A 16,744-nucleotide genomic window follows, 5' to 3' on the forward strand; every position below is an offset into this window, starting at 1 on the left:
GCCTCATAGAGAGCCTGCTCCGGGGGGGGACCCGACATGACGACTCAACAGGCGAAGATACGCTGCGCCTGCAAGATCAAGCCCCGTGGCACTTCTTGAATTTCTTGCCATTGCCGCATGGGCATGGGTCGTTGCGGCCGACATCCTTCAGTGCGTTGCGCACCGGTTCCTGATGGGCGTGGCCACAGTGGGGGCCGTGGACGTGGCCGTGGTCATGATCGTGATGATGGTCATGATCGTGGTTGCAATCAGGGCCGTGGACATGGGGTTGCTGGGTCATCGGGGTTACTCCGCAATAAAATCGGCGGCGATTATCACGCCATTGCGCGCCAGGTGCACGTAGTGAGCGATGAATAATCCGGTTTCAAGCTCACCTTCCAGACGATAGGGAATCTCCTCTCGGGGTTTTTCGAGCAGTTTCACCAGTTCACGCACCTGCGGCCACAGGTTGGTGCGGATCGGCACGTTGAAATAGGCGCTGTGCCTGGGGCTTACCGTGAACCAATGCTCATGCTCGCCTTCGGCCAACAACAGACCGCCCAGGTGGATGCGATAGGCCAGGCTGCGCACGGTGAGGTCGCTGTCGCCGGGGTTGTCGACGCGAAAGTTCAGGATGAACTTCTGTTCCAGCAGGCGGGCCCGTACTACGTCGACCTTCACCAGGTGAACCTGTGGGTCAGGGGCTTCTTCACCCCACCAGGACGCACAGCCCCCGAGCCCGATGAAAAGCAGCAGGCAAACAGTGCGTAGCCAGCGTGATGAGTGGGTCATGTCCGCGCCTCTGGTTTATCTCCAGTCTAGCCCTCCGGACCGAAGGCCGTGCGTCGGACGTTTCGGAAAATCAACGATTGAAGTAGCTGGCGCAGCACTTCTTGAATTTATGCCCACTGCCGCACGGGCAACTGTCGTTGCGCCCGGCCTTGACCGCAACGGTCGGATCGATGAAGTACCAACGCCCGCCGTTCTGCACGAACGAGGACTGTTCGCGGTGACTGTGTTCCCCCTGGCCGTCGTGCCAGCGTGCGGTGAAGGTGACAAAGGCATGTTCCGGCTGGCCGCCGAACACTTCGCTGCTTTCCACTTCCAGCCCCAACCAGGTGCTGTTGGCGCTCCACTCGCCCATGGACTGGCGATCGAGACCCTCTTGCTGGACCGGGAGCGTGGTGCTTACCAGATAGTCCACCAGCCCCAGCACATAGGCGCTGTAGCGCGAACGCATCAAGGCTTCGGCGCAAGGCGCCGGGTGACCGTCGTGGTAATGGCCGCAACAGGCGTCCAAGGGGTTGCCACTGCCGCAGGGGCAAATGGTTGTCTGCAAGCTTATGTTCACGGCTACCACCAGTATTTTCCGAAATTTTCCGGGTTGGCCCAGAAACGTGAGTTGAGCCAGTCGGGGACTTGCTTGTATTCAAGCAGATCGTAGGTAAACAGCGTCAGCACCTGTTCCTCGCGCTGGAACCGTTCGCTGGCTTGCAGCGCCAGGGAAAAGAAATCCGTCTCCTGCCAGCCGCAGGCATCGAGGTCGGCCAGCACGACGATGCGGCTGGCGTTGAGGTTGCGAATGCCGCCCAGCAGGTTCAGACCGTCGCGCTTGGGCAGGTGTTCCAGGCAGTCGAGGGCCAGGGCCAGGTCGAACCTTTGGGCGGCAACGCCAGCCGGCAGCGGGCCGGGGCCGGCGACGACCACTTCGGTGTCGGGATGTGCCTGCTGAAATGCCTCGAGCGCGGGAAAGCCGCTGGCGCCGACCAGCAGCAGTTTTTGCGGGGCATAACGGTCAAGCACGGCCGCCAGGGCTTGTTGGGGGGTGCGCGAAGAAATGGCAACGGTCATCGAAATTCCTCAATCAGAACCCCCACGATAGCGTGCCCGGGCAGCAAACCCTAGAGCGGTTTACGCCTGGAGGTATCGAACGGTCGCAAACGCGGGGAAAAACCTGCGATCAGCCCCGACTGGCGCAGATCCGAGCTCGGGTCTTTACTTTCCGGAATCGGCGTCAGGCCGATCCCTCAAGGAGAAGAACCGATGAGCATAGTTCGGACAGCGTTACCCCTGGTCCTGCTAACCAGCGTGTTGACTGGTTGCGCAGGTTTGCAGAAAACCGACTGGCCGATCTGTGCGGCCACAGGCGGTGTCGTTGGCGCGGGATTGGGCGCCATCGAAAGCAGTTCCTGGATCGGACCGGGAGCCCTGGTGGCCGGTACCGTGGCGGGAGCCTGGTGCTGGGCCCATGGTGATGGCGACGAAGATGGCGACGGTGTGCCGGACAGCCGTGACAAATGCCCGGGCACACCGAAGGGTGTGCAGGTCGATGCCGATGGTTGCCCTCCGCCCGCGCCGGCCCCGGTGGTTGAAGAGCCTATGGCGCCCAAGGAAGAAACCCTGGTGATCCGTGACGTGCACTTCGAGTTCAACAAAGCCACGCTGACCGCCGCCGACAAAGAAGTCCTGAGTTCGGTCGCCACCCGGCTCAAGCAAGAAAATGCCTCCGCGCAACTGCGGGTCACCGGCCACACTGACAGTGTCGGCAGTGATGCCTACAACCGTAGGCTGTCGGAAAAACGGGCCAATTCGGTGGTGCAGTACCTGGTCGAAAGCGGCGTACCGCGCGCCAGTTTCGTCTCGGTGAGCGGTGCGGGCGAGAGCCAACCGGTGGCCGATAACAAGACCGCCGAAGGTCGGGCGATGAATCGTCGCACGGAAATCCGGATAAACCGCTGAAACCCTTGCCATCCGTGGCTTGTAGAGTTGCGGATGCAGGTCCTTTCTCCTGAGTGACCGGTATGGGCCGGTCACTCAGGAGCCTTCGACACTCCATTAAATTTGCCCACCCCTCTGGCTTATCCTTTGCGCAAGCCGTTACTGTGAGCCCAAAGAATAAATATTCATCGGGGGGCGTATGAAGGTGTTTTGGGGGCTGGGGCGCTTGCTGACCCTGCTGTTCTGGCTGGTGGTGCTGGTCAACCTGGTCTTGCCGTTCGTCCATCCGCTGCATCTGCTGGTCAATCTGGCCGGGTCGCTGTTGCTGGCGGTCCATCTGCTGGAGCTTTTGTGGTGCCGGGGCAGTTTTCGTGGCCGCCCCGCGCCAGGCCGTGATCGCCTCAGGGTGCTGCTGTTCGGCGTCTTCCACTTGCAAACCCTCCCGACCGCGCCAGAGGCTTCCCATGCGTAAACTGTGTTTGCTCGCCCTATTCGTATGCCCGTGGGCCTCGGCCCAGGTGGTCCAGGTGGAAAGCCATTCGGTGATGCGCCTGCCCAATACCGCCAGTGTCCTGACCCTTGAGCGGTTGGAGGTGGCCGACTATGGCACGTTGCTGGTGCCTTCGAACGTCACGCAACTGTCCATCGAACAGTTGCACCTGGGGCGCGAGGCACGGATTGCCATCGTGCCCGCGCAACAGCCGTTGGCGATGAAAGTGGTCCGGGCTGAGCTGGCCGACGGCAGCCAGATCACTTCTCGCGGGGCGGCGGGCTCCTATACAAAGGCGGCGCGGCCGGGGCGCAATCTCGAGCTGAGTTTCGAAGCCTTGAATGCGCCGGTGTTGTCGGTGGATGCCCGCGGTGGCGCTGGGGCGCCGGGCTATGTGGGCCTGGATGGTGCCAACGGCCAGGCGCCGGGGTGCACCTGGGGTTCGGCTGGGCGTGGTGCCGATGGCAGCAACGGCAGCGATGGCCAGCCGGGCGCGAGCGGCGCCCTGGTGCGCCTCGAACTGCCCCGCGCGTACCCGGCCGAACAGATCAAAGTGACGGTGGATGGCGGCGCTGGTGGTGCGGCGGGACGCGGGGGCAAGCCTGGCGCCGGGGGCAAGGCCAAGGGATGCATTGTCTACACAGCCGACGGCGGCAAAAGTGGCCGTCCGGGTGCCGATGGCCTGCCAGGGCCTGCTGGAGCGGAGGGGGTGGTGACGGTGCAGCGGTTCTAAGATCCGCTCGAATCTACTTTTGTGAGCGAGCCTGCTCGCTCACAAAGGGGGCACACCATTGCTGGATAATCGCTTCAGAACAGCGGCCGAGCCGCGCCAAGCGCCACCACCAGCAAGCCGATCAGCAGATTGATTCCCACCAGCCGACGAATCTTGCCCAGCACCGCCGCACCCGCCGGCCAATCCTGGGCCATCACCGCGTTGCGCAAGGCTGGCAATTGCAGGCCCTGGATGCGGATAAACAGAGCCGTCATCACCACATACAAACCCATCATGACCTGTACATAACGCGGCGCGGTTTCGAAACCGCTGAAGCGCAGGTGGATCAACCCTGTGCCGCTGATCGGCAAAATCACCACCGCGATCCAGACCCAGACGAAGAAACGTTGAAACACTTCAATCCACAGCTTGAGCCTGGCCGGCCCTTCAAGTGCCGTGATTGCGGCGGGGCGCAGGATCATCCAGGCGAAAAACATGCCGCCGACCCAGACCAGGGCCGCGAGCAAATGCAGGGTGTAGATGAGGGCAAAGGGTGTCATTGCGTTACTCCGTTCTGCGCAGGATGCATTAGCGGGGTATGATAGCCGCCGATCCGAACCACTGAAAATTTATCCAGCGTTTTTTGCGCGCGACATTCATGATCAGCACCGAACTCAAAACAACGATCCAGGGCGCCTATTCGCGTTTTCTCGAAGCCAAGAGCCTCAAGCCGCGATACGGCCAGCGCCTGATGATTGCCGAAGTGGCCAAGGTCCTGGGGGACATCGACACCGACGACGAAGGCCGGCGCAGCGGCGAGCCTGCCATCGTGGCGGTGGAGGCCGGCACCGGTACCGGCAAGACCGTGGCCTACAGCCTGGCGGCGATCCCGACTGCCAAGGCCGCCGGCAAACGCCTGGTGATCGCCACGGCCACCGTCGCCCTGCAGGAACAGATCGTCTACAAGGATCTGCCCGACCTGATGCGCAACAGTGGGCTGAATTTCAGCTTTGCGCTGGCCAAGGGCCGTGGGCGCTACATGTGCCTGTCCAAGCTCGATATGTTGTTGCAGGAAGGCCAGGCACAAACGGCCACGGCGCAATTGTTCGAGGAAGAAGGCTTCAAGATCGAAGTCGATGAAGCCAGCCAGAAGCTGTTCACCACGATGATCGAGAAACTGGCCGGCAACAAGTGGGACGGCGACCGTGACAGCTGGCCCACGACCCTGGAAGATGCCGACTGGGCGCGCCTGACCACCGACCATAGCCAATGCACCAACCGCCACTGCCCGAACTTCGGCCAGTGCGCCTTCTACAAGGCCCGCGAGGGCATGGGCAAGGTCGACGTGATCGTCACCAACCACGACATGGTCCTGGCCGACCTGGCCCTGGGCGGCGGCGCGGTGCTGCCGGATCCGCGCGACACGGTGTATGTGTTCGACGAAGGCCATCACCTGCCCGACAAGGCCATCGGCCATTTCGCCCATTACACCCGGCTGCGCTCCACCGCCGACTGGCTGGAAAGCACCGCCAAGAACCTCACCAAGCTACTGGCCCAGCACCCGCTGCCGGGCGACCTGGGCAAGTTCATCGAGCAGGTGCCGGAGCTGGCGCGCGAGATCAAGGCCAACCAGCAGTTCATGTTCAGCGCCTGCGAGCAGGTGGCCGATTTCAAGCCCGGCGAAGACGTCGAGGGCCGTGAGCGGCCACGCCATCGTTTTGTCGGCGGGGTGATTCCCGAGCACATGCGCGAAATGGGCATCGAGCTCAAGAAAGGTTTCGCCCGCCTGACGGACCTGTTCACCCGCCTGACCGATTTGCTCAAGGAAGGCATGGACGGCGAGGTCAACATCGGCATTGCCAGCAACCAGGCCGAGGAGTGGTACCCGCTGTTCGGCAGCCTGTTGTCCCGCTCCCAGGGCAATTGGGAACTGTGGACGGCGTTCACCACCGAAGACCCGGAAGACAACCCGCCGATGGCGCGGTGGCTGACCTTGGCCGAAAGCGGTTCGCTGTTCGACATCGAGGTCAATGCCAGCCCCATCCTGGCGGCGGACATGTTGCGACGCAACCTGTGGAACGTGGCCTACGGCGCGCTGGTGACCTCCGCCACCCTGACCGCCCTGGGCACGTTCGACCGCTTCCGCATGCGCGCCGGGCTGCCGAAACATTCCGTGACCGCCGTGGTGCCCAGCCCCTTCCATCATGCCGATGCCGGTGTGTTGCGGGTGCCGGACCTCAAGGCCGACCCACGGGATGCCGCCGGTCACACGGCGGCGATCATCCGTGACCTGCCGGAACTGGTGGAAGGTTCGCGAGGCACCCTGGTGCTGTTTTCCTCGCGCAAACAAATGCAGGACGTGTTCGACGGTCTCGACCGCGACTGGCGCAAGCAAGTGTTCATCCAGGGCAACCTGTCGAAACAGGAAACCCTGAACAAGCACAAGGCGCGGGTCGATGGCGGGGATTCCAGCGTGCTGTTCGGCCTGGCCAGCTTTGCCGAAGGCGTGGATTTGCCCGGGGCCTATTGCGAGCACGTGGTGATCGCCAAGATCCCGTTCTCGGTCCCGGACGATCCGGTGGAAGCGGCGTTGTCCGAATGGATCGAGGCTCGCGGCGGCAATCCGTTCATGGAGATCGCCGTGCCGGATGCTTCGCTCAAGCTGGTCCAGGCTTGTGGCCGGTTACTGCGCACCGAAGAAGACCGCGGCACGATCACCTTGCTTGATCGCCGACTGGTCACCCAGCGCTATGGCAAGGCGATTCTCAATGCGTTGCCGCCGTTTCGGCGGGAGATTTCCTAGGCTGTTGCGGTTTTGTAGCGAAGCAATGTGTTTGTGGGAGCAAGGCTTGCCCGCGATTCGGCCGACGTGGTCTTTCTGAAGCCGCGGTGCCTTCATCGCGGGCAAGCCTTGCTCCCACAGGATCCTCCTGCTACAGGGGGCCATGCTTAGCCAGCCGTCCTGTGGCGGTTCCCAAAACCCTGAATGGCTGAAACAATGCCAGCCACCTTAAAAGTGTTTATTTCAAGGGAGTTACGGGTGCAGATTCAAGGCCATTATGAGCTTCAGTTCGAGGCGGTGCGTGAAGCGTTCGCGGCGCTGTTCGACGATCCCCAGGAGCGCGGTGCTGCGTTGTGCATCCAGGTGGGTGGCCGGACGGTGATCGACCTGTGGGCCGGCACCGCCGACAAGGATGGCCATGAGGCCTGGCACAGCGACACCATTGCCAACCTGTTCTCCTGCACCAAGACATTCACCGCCGTCACGGCCCTGCAACTGGTGGCCGAAGGCAAGTTGCAACTGGACGCCCCGGTCGCCCAGTACTGGCCGGAGTTTGCCGCCGCCGGCAAGCAGTCCATCACCTTGCGCCAACTGCTGTGTCATCAGGCCGGGTTGCCGGCGTTGCACGACTTGCTCCCCCCCGAGGCCCTTTACGACTGGCAAACCATGGTCGATGCCCTGGCCGCCGAAACACCGTGGTGGACGCCGGGCGAAGGCCATGGGTATGCCGCGATCACCTACGGCTGGTTGGTCGGCGAGCTGCTGCGCAGGGCAGACGGTCGCGGGCCCGGAGAGTCGATCGTGGCCCGGGTTGCCAAGCCATTGGGCCTGGACTTCCACGTTGGCCTGGCCGATGAAGAGTTTCATCGCGTGGCCCACATTGCCCGGGGCAAAGGCAACGTCGGCGATGCGGCAGCCCAGCGCCTGTTGCAGGTGACCATGCGCGAGCCCACGGCGATGACCACTCGCGCCTTCACCAATCCGCCGTCGATCATGACCAGCACCAACAAACCGGAGTGGCGGCGTATGCAGCAACCGGCCGCCAACGGCCATGGCAATGCCCGCAGTCTCGCCGGGTTCTACGCCGGGCTGCTGGACGGCAGCCTGCTGGAAGGCGAAATGCTCGACGAACTGACTCGCCAGCACAGCCTGGGCGAGGACAAGACTTTATTGACCCGGACCCGTTTCGGCCTGGGTTGCATGCTCGACCAACCCGATGTACCGAACGCGACCTATGGCCTGGGGCCGCGGGCATTCGGTCATCCGGGGGCGGGTGGCTCCATCGGCTTTGCCGATCCGGAGCATGACGTGGCGTTCGGCTTCGTGACGAACACGCTGGGGCCCTACGTGCTGATGGATCCGCGCGCGCAGAACCTGGCGAGAGTGCTTGCCACTTGTCTGTAAAACGCCGTTGAAGGCGTGGATACAGGAACCTGGCACCCTTTTCAGTCTCCAAGCGTCTGTTTATGCGGCCGAACCTGATTTTTTTCATTTACAACATTTTGTGGATATCCCATGTCTTCGAATAAAACCCTCGCCCTGGCGCTGTGCTTCGCGATTACCGGTTGCGCACAAACTCCACGCAATGATGCCGAGGGCGGCGGTGGCTGGTGGCCGTTCGGGTCCTCCGAAAAGATTGTGAACAACGATGTGGCGCCCACTGCGCTGAAGCCGGTCGCTGCCGCACCGCAACTCAAGGAGCAAGCCAAGGAACAGGCCAAGGAAGAGGGGTCCACGCATTGGTGGTGGCCATTCGGTGGCAAGGATCAGGAAGTCGCCAAGGCGGCGCCTGCTCCCGACCCGAAAGTCACCCAGGCCTGGCTCGATGACTACGAGCCGAAATTGCGCACGGCCATCAAGGGCAGCAAGCTCGAATTGTCGCGTCGTGACAATGTGCTGGTAGTCACTGCGCCGGTGGACAGTTCCTTCAATCCCGACCGTCCGGCCATGCTGCTACCGGTGACACTCGGGCCGTTCACCCAAGTGGCGAAAGTACTCGAAGCCGACCCGAAGACCGCGGTGTTGATCCTTGGCCACGGCGATACTTCCGGTGCTGCTCCGGCCAACCTCAAGCTCAGCCAGGAACGTGCCCAATCCGTTGCGGCCATCTTCCGCCTCAGCGGCTTGCAACGTGATCGCTTGATGCTGCGTGGCATGGGCGCGGTGGAGCCGCGTGCGACCAACGACAGCGTCGAGGGTCGAGCCTTGAACCGTCGCGTGGAGTTGCTGGTCACCCCGGCAAACACCCTGGTTGCGCTGCTGGGCAAATACAACATGCCGGCACCTGCTCCGGTGACGATGGTCGCGGCCCAGGACTTCAAGCCAGCGACTCCGGCGCCCGCGGTCAAGAAAGCCGTGACCCCCGCGACCAAAAAGGCCTCGACCAAGGCGCCTGCGAAGAAAGCCACCGCCAAGGCCCCAGCCAAGAAAGCCTCGGCCAAGACCACCACCGCGGCGAAGAAGACTCAACCGGCCAAAGCCGCTACCGATACCAAGAAAGTCGCGGCCGCCGATACCCCCAAGCAGTGATTGGCTAACACAAGGAATGCGTCATGACCCAAACGCTGGCTGATATGCGCCGCGACTACACCCGCGACGGCCTGAGCGAGGCGCAAGCCCCGGCCGAGCCGTTTGCACTGTTCCACCAGTGGTTCGCCGACGCGGTGAAGACCGAGCAGGCCCCGGTGGAAGCCAACGCCATGACCTTGGCGACCGTGGATGAAGCAGGGCGTCCGCACTGTCGGATTCTGCTGCTCAAGGGCCTGGACGAGCAGGGCTTCACCTTCTTCACCAACTACGACAGTGCCAAGGGCCAGCACCTGGCCGCGAATCCATTCGCGGCCATGACGTTTTTCTGGCCGACCCTGGAACGCCAGGTACGCATCGAGGGCAAGGTGGTGAAGGTGACTGCGCAGGAATCGGATGCCTACTATCAGGTCCGGCCACTGGGCAGTCGTCTCGGCGCCTGGGCGTCACCCCAGAGCCAGGTCATCGCCGGGCGCAGTGAACTGGAAGACTTGCTCAAGGCCACCGAGCAGCGGTTCAGTGACAACCAACCCCATTGTCCGGAGCACTGGGGCGGTTATCGCTTGCTGCCCGAGCGTATCGAATTCTGGCAAGGCCGTCCGAGCCGCCTGCACGATCGCCTCAATTACCGCCTGCAAGGGGCGGACTGGACTCGCGAGCGTCTGGCGCCGTAGCATCGCCATAACCTGCCGCGGCGGTTTGCAGCCATTGCGGCAGGTCCCGGCGCTTGATGCCTTGCTCGTGGGCGCGGGCCAATTGTTGCAGCATGTAGACTTTTTTCTGCGCATCCTGACCCGCCAGCGACAGTGCCAAGTCGCGGTCTACCCAGCGCTTGATGCGCCTGTACAGCCACCAGTGGAAGTACAAACCCGCCACGGTGGTCGCGATTATGATGAAATAATCCATGAAAAATCCCTGGGTCGATGGTGCAGGTTCTGGAATTGGCGCTACTGTTTGGTGAGTTTTTCGGGTGTGCCTGTATCCCACCTGAATGAGAGCATTTTTATCCCGGCGAGGCCGTGACAGGCGTCAAGCTGCGGAGTTTAATGGATCCCTGTCTTTTGGAGCTGATTCTATGCGTAAGTCTGTTTTGCTGGTTGCTTCCTTTTCCACGATGGCGATGTTGCTCACTGGCTGTCAGTCGAGCCTGACCGGTGACTCTTATTCCCGTGACGAAGCGCGTCGCGTGCAGACGATTCGCATGGGGACCATCGAATCCCTGCGTCCGGTCAAGATCGAAGGCACCAAGACGCCGATCGGCGGTGCTGCCGGTGCGGTGGTCGGTGGTGTTGGCGGCAGCGCCGTCGGTGGTGGCCGTGGCAGCATCGTCGCCGCTGTGATCGGCGCCGTCGCCGGTGGCTTGATCGGTTCCGCGACTGAAGAAGGCCTGACCCGTACCCAGGGCGTGGAGATCACTGTTCGTGAAGATGACGGCAGCATGCGTGCCTATGTCCAACAGGTTCAGGAGAACGAAGTGTTCCGTGTGGGTGAGCGGGTGCGGATCTCCACCGTGGGTGGTACGAGTCGCGTTTCGCACTAAGCGGGAATGATTGGAGAGACGGCGCTTCTTCCTGGAAGGGAGGGGCGCCGTTTTTTTTGGGGCTTCGTTTTCGGGGTTGGTGTGTATATCCGTTGCTGCGGTAACGGCCACTTAGGGTTCCGCCCAACGGCGGGTCACTTTCCAAAGCCAAAGCCCGGTTATCCATACCTGATGTATTGCTATCGCGGGCAAGCTTTGCTCCCACAGGAAGCTATGATGAACATCATATCTGTGAACACCTGCTCAAACCGCTGTGGGAGCAAAGCTTGCTCGCGATGACGTCAGTCCAGACACCCGCAAATCCCGTGGCGAGGCCAGGATCACCATCTGATCAGCCCGGCAACCCTGCCTGCTTACGGCTAGCCATCGCCGTCACCGCATAACCCAACAACGCCGCCAATATCGACCCCGTGAGAATCCCCATCCGGTCCATGCCGGCATATTCGCTGGCGCCAGGCTCGAACGCCAGGGAGCCGACGAACAGACTCATGGTGAAGCCGATACCGCACAAGATCGCCACGCCCAGCACCTGGCCCCAGTTGGCGCCGACGGGCAGGCTGGCGATGCCGATTTTTACCGCTAGCCAGGTCAGGCCGAATACGCCCACGGTCTTGCCCAGCAGCAGGCCGATCGCGATGCCCATCGGCACGTCGTGGGTGAAGCTCTCGACGGTGACGCCGCTCAGTGAGAGGCCGGCGTTGGCGAAGGCGAACAAGGGCAGGATGCCGTAGGCCACCCACGGATGCAGCGCATGTTCCAGGGTCAGCAGCGGTGAGCTTTCGGCGTTTTTGGTGCGCAACGGAATGCAGAACGCCAGGGTCACGCCGGCCAGGGTGGCGTGGACGCCGCTCTTGAGTACGCAGACCCAGAGGATCAGGCCCACCACCATGTAGGGGCCGAGCTTGACCACGCCCATCCGGTTCATCGCTACCAGCACGGCGATGCAGCCAGCGGCCAGCATCAGGGACAGCGACGACAACGCGCCGGAGTAGAAGATGGCAATGATGATAATGGCGCCCAGGTCGTCGATGATCGCCAGGGTCATGAGGAACAGCTTGAGCGATACCGGCACCCGCTTGCCCAGCAAGGCCAGCACGCCGAGGGCGAAGGCGATGTCGGTGGCGGTCGGAATCGCCCAGCCTGCGAGGGCGGCCGGATTGTCGCGGTTGAGGAACCCGTAGATCAGGGCGGGCACCACCATGCCGCCGATCGCCGCCGCGCCCGGCAAGACGATCTGCGACGGTTTCGACAGTTGCCCGTCGAGCACCTCGCGTTTGACTTCCAGGCCGATGAGCAGGAAGAACATCGCCATCAGGCCGTCATTGATCCACAGCAGCAACGGCTTGGCGATTTTCAATGCGCCGACCTGGGCCACCACCGGTGTATCCAGCAGGCCGCCGTACAGCCAGGCAAGGGGCGAGTTGTTGATGGCCAGGGCCAGCACGGCGGCGGCGATCAACAGCAAGCCGCTGGCGGCTTCCAGCTGGAAAAAGCGTGTCAGAGAGTTACGTAGAGCCAAGGGATGCTCTCCATTTCAAATCAAAAGTGGGCAACACCCTAACCCGTGGCCATAGTTGTTAAAACAAAAGTTATATTCTTTTTTGTTATATGTGGTAACAAGGCCTCTGCCATAGGTCGGGCAGTTGCTGCGCACTATTGGACCTTAGCTGTACCTGTGCGTGATGTCGGTTTTTTCCTAAGCTTGCGACTGCTTTTTCCGAGAACCGCCGTGCTTGCGCGCCAGGTTTCCCAAACGCGTTGAATCGATCCAGTGAGAACACACCATGAATGACCACCGTCAGTGGGTGCGCGAAGCGATCCGCATCATCGAGGCTGATTTCCAGCGCAGCGCCGATACCCACCTGATTCCGCTGCCTTTGCCTGGCCTGCCGGGCATCGAGTTGTATTTCAAGGATGAGTCCAGCCATCCCACCGGCAGCCTCAAGCATCGGTTGGCTCGCTCGTTGTTTCTTTATGCGCTGTGTAACGGCTGGCTCAAGCCCGGCGCTCCGGTGATCGAGGCTTCCAGTGGTTCGACGGCGATCTCCGAGGCTTACTTTGCACGGTTGCTGGGCCTGCCTTTCATCGCGGTGATGCCGGCGACCACCTCCAAGGAAAAAATCGCACAGATCGCGTTCTACGGTGGCCAGAGCCATCTGGTGGACGATCCTACGCAGATCTACGCCGAGTCCGAGCGCCTGGCGCGCGAGCATGATGGGCATTTCATCGATCAGTTCACCTACGCCGAACGTGCCACGGACTGGCGAGCGAACAACAACATTGCCGAGTCGATTTTCCAGCAGATGCGTTTCGAGCGGTATCCGGAGCCGAGCTGGTTGATCTCCAGCCCCGGCACGGGCGGCACCACCGCGACTTTGGGGCGCTATGTGCGTTATCGCCAACACCGCACCCGGGTGCTATGCGCCGATGCCGAGCGTTCGGTGTTCTTCGACTGCTACCGCAGCGGCGATGCCAGCCTGCGCCTCGATTGCGGTTCGCGGATCGAGGGCATTGGCAGGCCGCGGGTCGAGGCGTCGTTCTTGCCCAAGGTCATCGATGCGATGGTCAAGGTTCCAGATGCGTTGTCGCTGGCGGCCATGCACTACCTGGCGCAGCGCCTGGGGCGGCGGGTCGGGGGCTCCAGCGGCACCAACCTGATCGGCGCGCTCATGGCGGCCCGGCAGATGGTGGACGCGGGGGAATCGGGTTCGATCGTGGCGATTTTGTGCGACGGTGGCGAACGCTACGCGACGACGTATTACGACCCGGCGTGGTTGGCGGCACAGGGCTATGAGCTGAGCGGATTGATCGCGGCCGTGGCGGCAAGTGCGGAGCGGGGTGAGGCGCTGCCGGAGAGTGTGTTGCGGGCCAATATCTGAACGACAGAGCCCCTTGCGGGAGCGAGCAGGCTCGCTCCCGCAAGGGGCAGGACGTCAGGCTTTGAGGCCGAGAATATCCCGCGCCACCGCTTCGGCGATCCGGATTCCGTCCACGCCCGCCGACAGGATCCCGCCCGCGTAACCGGCGCCTTCGCCGGCCGGGAACAGGCCTTTCACGTTCAAGCTCTGCAGCGATTCGTCGCGGGTAATGCGCAGCGGCGACGAGGTGCGGGTTTCGATGCCGGTCAGCACGGCGTCGTGCAGCGAGTAGCCGCGAATCTGTTTCTCGAAGGCCGGCAAGGCTTCGCGGATGGCTTCGATGGCGAAGTCCGGCAGGGCCAGGGCCAGGTCGCCCAGCGAGACGCCCGGCTTGTAGGACGGTTCGACGCTGCCCAGTGCCGTCGACGGCTTGCCGGCGATGAAATCACCCACCAGTTGCGCGGGAGCCTCGTAGTTGCTGCCGCCGAGCACGAAGGCGTGGGATTCCAGGCGTTCCTGCAATTCGATCCCGGCCAGCGGACCGCCCGGGTAGTCGACTTCCGGGGTGATGCCGACAACGATGCCGGAGTTGGCGTTGCGCTCGTTGCGTGAATACTGGCTCATGCCATTGGTCACGACGCGGTTCGGCTCGGACGTCGCCGCCACCACGGTGCCGCCCGGGCACATGCAGAAGCTGTACACCGAGCGACCGTTCTTGGCGTGGTGCACCAGTTTGTAGTCGGCGGCACCGAGTTTCGGGTGGCCGGCGTACTTGCCCAGGCGCGCGCTGTCGATCAGCGATTGTGGGTGTTCGATACGGAACCCCACCGAGAACGGCTTGGCTTCCATATACACGCCACGACCGTGGAGCATGCGGAACGTGTCCCGGGCGCTGTGGCCGAGGGCCAGGATCACATGCCGGGAATGAATCCGTTCGCCGCTGGCCAGTTCGACGCCGACCAGTTGGCCGTCCTCGATCAACACGTCGGTAACCCGTTGCTGGAAGCGTACTTCACCGCCCAGGGCGCGAATCTGCTCACGCATGTTTTCCACCACGCCGGTCAGACGGAACGTACCGATGTGCGGCTTGCTGACGTAGAGGATTTCTTCCGGCGCCCCGGCCTTGACGAATTCGTGCAGGACCTTGCGGCCGAGGAACTTCGGATCCTTGATCTGGCTGTAGAGCTTGCCGTCGGAGAACGTCCCCGCGCCACCCTCGCCGAATTGCACGTTGGACTCGGGATTGAGCACGCTTTTGCGCCACAGGCCCCAGGTGTCCTTGGTGCGCTGGCGCACCTCGGGACCGCGTTCGAGGATGATCGGCTTGAAGCCCATCTGTGCCAGCAACATCGCGGCGAAGATCCCGCACGGGCCGAAACCGACCACGATCGGCCGCTCGCTCAGGTCCGCCGGTGCCTGGCCGACCATCTTGTAGCTGACATCTGGCGCTTCGTTGACGTTACGGTCATCGGCGAACTTGCGCAGCACGCTGGCTTCATCGCGCACCGTCAGGTCGATGGTGTAGATGAAGCACAGTTCGGAGGATTTCTTGCGCGCGTCGTAGCTGCGCTTGAACAAGGTGAAGTCGAGCAGGTCATCGCTGGCGATGCCCAGGCGTTGCACGATGGCTGCACGCAGGTCTTCTTCGGGATGGTCGAGCGGCAACTTGAGTTCGGTGATTCGTAACATGACGGGGTCCGGTTCGCGGGGCGCACAACTGCGCCAGGGCGTTTTTCAAACCGGCGATTATAAGCCGCAATCGGCGATCCCCGTGAGGTTTAAACGGTTGTCCGTCGCCTCAATCGTTGCGTGCACCGCCGAAGTAGGCGCAACCGCGCTGAACCTGACCGTTGACCCGCAGCTCGGCGCTCATGTGCTGCACGCTGCCGCTGACGCTGTCGACGCAACGCTGGGGCGCGACCCAGAGGTCGACCTTCTGGCCGTTGGCCTCGGTGCTAAGGCTGAGGCGACCGTCGCCCAGTTGCTCTTCAAGATAAGGCACAGCCAGTGGCGGTTGGCCCTCGCGTTCCAGCACCAGCCCCTTGCCGCTGGCCTTGAGGCTCCATTCCGGGCCATGGCCGGTGGCGCGCAGCACCAACAACCTGAAATTCGGGTCGTCGCAAGCGGTGCCCGAGCGCTCCAGGCGATACAACTGCTCCAGGTCCAACTGGCTGTCGGTACCGGCGGCTGCGCTGGAGACGATGCGCCCGCGCACATCGGCAAACAGCTTGCCCTGGTCATTGGCGAGACTGGCCGCTTGCTGCAGCACGCTGGTGTTACCGCTGTCATTGACGATGTAGCGGCGCTGTTCCTGGCAGGGCTGGAAAACCAGTTTGCCATCGGCCGCGGTGAGTTCGCCTTGCATGCGCGTCTGGCCGGCGTGGGAGGCACTCTGGCGGGGGCCATCGAGCAACTGGCAGCCGGCAAACAGCGGCAGAAGGGCAACGAACAGCAGGGAACGGGCGGCACGCATCATTGGGTCTCCAGATAAGTGCCGCCACGTTACTCAGACTGATCCTGCGCCACAAGGGCTGTCAGCCCACATGAAAGGTCTGACCGGTCTGTAGGCCTTCGACACTTTTGGCGTAGGCCAATGCCACATCCGCTGCGGGAACAGGTTTGTAGCCGCGGAAGTAAGGTGCGTATTTGTCCATGGCTTCCAGCAACACGTTGGGGCTGACCGAGTTGACCCGCATCCCGCGCGGCAACTCGATTGCAGCGGCGCGCACGAAACTGTCCAGGGCACCGTTGACCAAAGCGGCCGATGCGCCGTTCTTGATCGGATCATGACTGAGCACGCCCGTGGTCAAGGTGAAGGAAGCGCCGTCGTTGGCGTATTCGCGGCCGATCAACAGCAGGTTGACCTGGCCCATCAATTTGTCCTTCAGGCCCAGGGCGAAGCTGTCCGCGGTCATGTCAGCCAGGGGGGCAAAGGTGACATTGCCGGCTGCGCAAACCAGTGCATCGAAACGCCCGGTCTTTTCGAACAGGGCACGGATTGACGCGCTGTCGCTGATATCGACCTGCAGTTCACCGCTGTGACGGCCGATGCGAACGATCTCGTGGCGCGGCGACAACTCGTTATCGATGGCCGAACCGATGGTGCCGTTGGCGCCGATCAACAGGATTTTCATGGGGT

General features: G+C 62.5%; 19 protein-coding genes. 9 read left to right on the forward strand and 10 right to left on the reverse strand.

Features of this window, described 5'->3' with window-relative positions; translation table 11 throughout:
- Positions 1-76: 76 nt before the first annotated feature.
- The 4 genes from N4Q37_RS08205 to N4Q37_RS08220 form a co-directional block, all read right to left on the reverse strand.
- The gene (locus tag N4Q37_RS08205; protein ID WP_053153014.1) at positions 77-280 is read right to left on the reverse strand and encodes an SEC-C metal-binding domain-containing protein; all 204 of its coding nucleotides are present in this window, start codon (positions 278-280) and stop codon (positions 77-79) included.
- A gap of 5 nt (positions 281-285) precedes the next feature.
- Entirely contained in the window at positions 286-771 is a 486-nt protein-coding gene (locus tag N4Q37_RS08210; protein ID WP_260956797.1) for an LEA type 2 family protein, read from the reverse strand.
- Between the two features lie 70 nt (positions 772-841).
- Positions 842-1,318: a YchJ family protein gene (locus N4Q37_RS08215; protein ID WP_260957049.1), complete on the reverse strand. Its 477-nt coding sequence runs from the start codon at positions 1,316-1,318 to the stop codon at positions 842-844.
- Between the two features lie 14 nt (positions 1,319-1,332).
- A complete protein-coding gene (locus N4Q37_RS08220) occupies positions 1,333-1,830 on the reverse strand; it encodes a DUF6231 family protein (protein WP_260956798.1) in 498 nt (165 codons plus the stop codon).
- A 192-nt stretch (positions 1,831-2,022) separates the two neighbouring features.
- Between N4Q37_RS08220 and N4Q37_RS08225 the strand changes: the two genes are divergently transcribed.
- The 3 genes from N4Q37_RS08225 (at position 2,023) to N4Q37_RS08235 (ending at position 3,920) form a co-directional block, all read left to right on the forward strand.
- A complete protein-coding gene (locus tag N4Q37_RS08225) occupies positions 2,023-2,718 on the forward strand; it encodes an OmpA family protein (protein ID WP_260956800.1) in 696 nt (231 codons plus the stop codon).
- A 178-nt stretch (positions 2,719-2,896) separates the two neighbouring features.
- Positions 2,897-3,169: a DUF1145 domain-containing protein gene (locus tag N4Q37_RS08230; RefSeq protein WP_260956802.1), complete on the forward strand. Its 273-nt coding sequence runs from the start codon at positions 2,897-2,899 to the stop codon at positions 3,167-3,169.
- On the forward strand, positions 3,162-3,920 hold the full coding sequence (locus N4Q37_RS08235; protein WP_260956804.1) for a collagen-like protein: 759 nt from the start codon (positions 3,162-3,164) through the stop codon (positions 3,918-3,920). The genes N4Q37_RS08230 and N4Q37_RS08235 overlap by 8 nt, the downstream gene beginning before the upstream one ends.
- A gap of 74 nt (positions 3,921-3,994) precedes the next feature.
- Here the strand turns inward: N4Q37_RS08235 and N4Q37_RS08240 are convergent, their stop codons facing one another.
- Positions 3,995-4,459: a CopD family protein gene (locus N4Q37_RS08240; protein ID WP_260956806.1), complete on the reverse strand. Its 465-nt coding sequence runs from the start codon at positions 4,457-4,459 to the stop codon at positions 3,995-3,997.
- A gap of 98 nt (positions 4,460-4,557) precedes the next feature.
- On the opposite strand from N4Q37_RS08240, the gene dinG reads away from it, so the two are divergent.
- The 4 genes from dinG (at position 4,558) to pdxH (ending at position 9,881) form a co-directional block, all read left to right on the forward strand.
- On the forward strand, positions 4,558-6,702 hold the full coding sequence (gene dinG, locus N4Q37_RS08245; protein ID WP_260956808.1) for an ATP-dependent DNA helicase DinG: 2,145 nt from the start codon (positions 4,558-4,560) through the stop codon (positions 6,700-6,702).
- A gap of 237 nt (positions 6,703-6,939) precedes the next feature.
- Positions 6,940-8,085 carry a serine hydrolase domain-containing protein gene (locus tag N4Q37_RS08250; RefSeq protein ID WP_260956809.1) on the forward strand — a complete coding sequence of 382 codons (1,146 nt, stop codon included), beginning with the start codon at positions 6,940-6,942 and terminating at the stop codon, positions 8,083-8,085.
- 111 nt (positions 8,086-8,196) lie between these two features.
- Positions 8,197-9,210 (forward strand): OmpA family protein, encoded by a 1,014-nt coding sequence (locus tag N4Q37_RS08255; RefSeq protein ID WP_260956811.1) that lies wholly within the window; start codon positions 8,197-8,199, stop codon positions 9,208-9,210.
- Between the two features lie 23 nt (positions 9,211-9,233).
- Positions 9,234-9,881: a pyridoxamine 5'-phosphate oxidase gene (gene pdxH / locus N4Q37_RS08260; protein WP_260956813.1), complete on the forward strand. Its 648-nt coding sequence runs from the start codon at positions 9,234-9,236 to the stop codon at positions 9,879-9,881.
- Here the strand turns inward: pdxH and N4Q37_RS08265 are convergent.
- Positions 9,829-10,113 (reverse strand): hypothetical protein, encoded by a 285-nt coding sequence (locus tag N4Q37_RS08265; RefSeq protein ID WP_260956815.1) that lies wholly within the window; start codon positions 10,111-10,113, stop codon positions 9,829-9,831. The genes pdxH and N4Q37_RS08265 overlap by 53 nt on opposite strands.
- Before the next feature lie 169 nt (positions 10,114-10,282).
- On the opposite strand from N4Q37_RS08265, the gene N4Q37_RS08270 reads away from it, so the two are divergent.
- Positions 10,283-10,747, forward strand: a complete 465-nt coding sequence (locus tag N4Q37_RS08270; RefSeq protein ID WP_041021792.1) for an outer membrane lipoprotein — start codon at positions 10,283-10,285, stop codon at positions 10,745-10,747.
- Positions 10,748-11,078: 331 nt separating this feature from the next.
- On the opposite strand, the gene nhaA is transcribed toward N4Q37_RS08270, so the two are convergent.
- Positions 11,079-12,266, reverse strand: coding sequence for a Na+/H+ antiporter NhaA (nhaA, locus tag N4Q37_RS08275; protein WP_260956818.1), 1,188 nt, complete (start codon positions 12,264-12,266; stop codon positions 11,079-11,081).
- A gap of 265 nt (positions 12,267-12,531) precedes the next feature.
- On the opposite strand from nhaA, the gene N4Q37_RS08280 reads away from it, so the two are divergent.
- On the forward strand, positions 12,532-13,626 hold the full coding sequence (locus tag N4Q37_RS08280) for a PLP-dependent cysteine synthase family protein (protein ID WP_260956820.1): 1,095 nt from the start codon (positions 12,532-12,534) through the stop codon (positions 13,624-13,626).
- 54 nt (positions 13,627-13,680) lie between these two features.
- Here the strand turns inward: N4Q37_RS08280 and N4Q37_RS08285 are convergent, their stop codons facing one another.
- The 3 genes from N4Q37_RS08285 to N4Q37_RS08295 all read right to left on the reverse strand — a co-directional run bounded on the left by N4Q37_RS08285 (position 13,681) and on the right by N4Q37_RS08295 (position 16,739).
- A complete protein-coding gene (locus tag N4Q37_RS08285) occupies positions 13,681-15,294 on the reverse strand; it encodes an NAD(P)/FAD-dependent oxidoreductase (RefSeq protein WP_260956822.1) in 1,614 nt (537 codons plus the stop codon).
- 109 nt (positions 15,295-15,403) lie between these two features.
- Entirely contained in the window at positions 15,404-16,078 is a 675-nt protein-coding gene (locus N4Q37_RS08290; RefSeq protein WP_260957050.1) for a COG3650 family protein, read from the reverse strand.
- 61 nt (positions 16,079-16,139) lie between these two features.
- Positions 16,140-16,739 carry a short chain dehydrogenase gene (locus tag N4Q37_RS08295; protein WP_260956823.1) on the reverse strand — a complete coding sequence of 200 codons (600 nt, stop codon included), beginning with the start codon at positions 16,737-16,739 and terminating at the stop codon, positions 16,140-16,142.
- Positions 16,740-16,744: the final 5 nt, after the last annotated feature.

Source organism: Pseudomonas citri (assembly GCF_025336485.1).
GTDB classification, from domain to species: domain Bacteria; phylum Pseudomonadota; class Gammaproteobacteria; order Pseudomonadales; family Pseudomonadaceae; genus Aquipseudomonas; species Aquipseudomonas citri.

What these genes read in the sequence shown, in the direction of transcription:
- N4Q37_RS08205 (WP_053153014.1), bottom strand. Translation starts at nt 280, where the DNA reads ATGACCCAGCAACCCCATGTCCACGGCCCTGATTGCAACCACGATCAT.
- N4Q37_RS08210 (WP_260956797.1), bottom strand. Translation starts at nt 771, where the DNA reads ATGACCCACTCATCACGCTGGCTACGCACTGTTTGCCTGCTGCTTTTC.
- N4Q37_RS08220 (WP_260956798.1), bottom strand. Translation starts at nt 1,830, where the DNA reads ATGACCGTTGCCATTTCTTCGCGCACCCCCCAACAAGCCCTGGCGGCC.
- N4Q37_RS08225 (WP_260956800.1), top strand. Translation starts at nt 2,023, where the DNA reads ATGAGCATAGTTCGGACAGCGTTACCCCTGGTCCTGCTAACCAGCGTG.
- N4Q37_RS08230 (WP_260956802.1), top strand. Translation starts at nt 2,897, where the DNA reads ATGAAGGTGTTTTGGGGGCTGGGGCGCTTGCTGACCCTGCTGTTCTGG.
- N4Q37_RS08235 (WP_260956804.1), top strand. Translation starts at nt 3,162, where the DNA reads ATGCGTAAACTGTGTTTGCTCGCCCTATTCGTATGCCCGTGGGCCTCG.
- N4Q37_RS08240 (WP_260956806.1), bottom strand. Translation starts at nt 4,459, where the DNA reads ATGACACCCTTTGCCCTCATCTACACCCTGCATTTGCTCGCGGCCCTG.
- dinG (WP_260956808.1), top strand. Translation starts at nt 4,558, where the DNA reads ATGATCAGCACCGAACTCAAAACAACGATCCAGGGCGCCTATTCGCGT.
- N4Q37_RS08255 (WP_260956811.1), top strand. Translation starts at nt 8,197, where the DNA reads ATGTCTTCGAATAAAACCCTCGCCCTGGCGCTGTGCTTCGCGATTACC.
- pdxH (WP_260956813.1), top strand. Translation starts at nt 9,234, where the DNA reads ATGACCCAAACGCTGGCTGATATGCGCCGCGACTACACCCGCGACGGC.
- N4Q37_RS08265 (WP_260956815.1), bottom strand. Translation starts at nt 10,113, where the DNA reads ATGGATTATTTCATCATAATCGCGACCACCGTGGCGGGTTTGTACTTC.
- N4Q37_RS08270 (WP_041021792.1), top strand. Translation starts at nt 10,283, where the DNA reads ATGCGTAAGTCTGTTTTGCTGGTTGCTTCCTTTTCCACGATGGCGATG.
- N4Q37_RS08280 (WP_260956820.1), top strand. Translation starts at nt 12,532, where the DNA reads ATGAATGACCACCGTCAGTGGGTGCGCGAAGCGATCCGCATCATCGAG.
- N4Q37_RS08285 (WP_260956822.1), bottom strand. Translation starts at nt 15,294, where the DNA reads ATGTTACGAATCACCGAACTCAAGTTGCCGCTCGACCATCCCGAAGAA.
- N4Q37_RS08290 (WP_260957050.1), bottom strand. Translation starts at nt 16,078, where the DNA reads ATGCGTGCCGCCCGTTCCCTGCTGTTCGTTGCCCTTCTGCCGCTGTTT.
- N4Q37_RS08295 (WP_260956823.1), bottom strand. Translation starts at nt 16,739, where the DNA reads ATGAAAATCCTGTTGATCGGCGCCAACGGCACCATCGGTTCGGCCATC.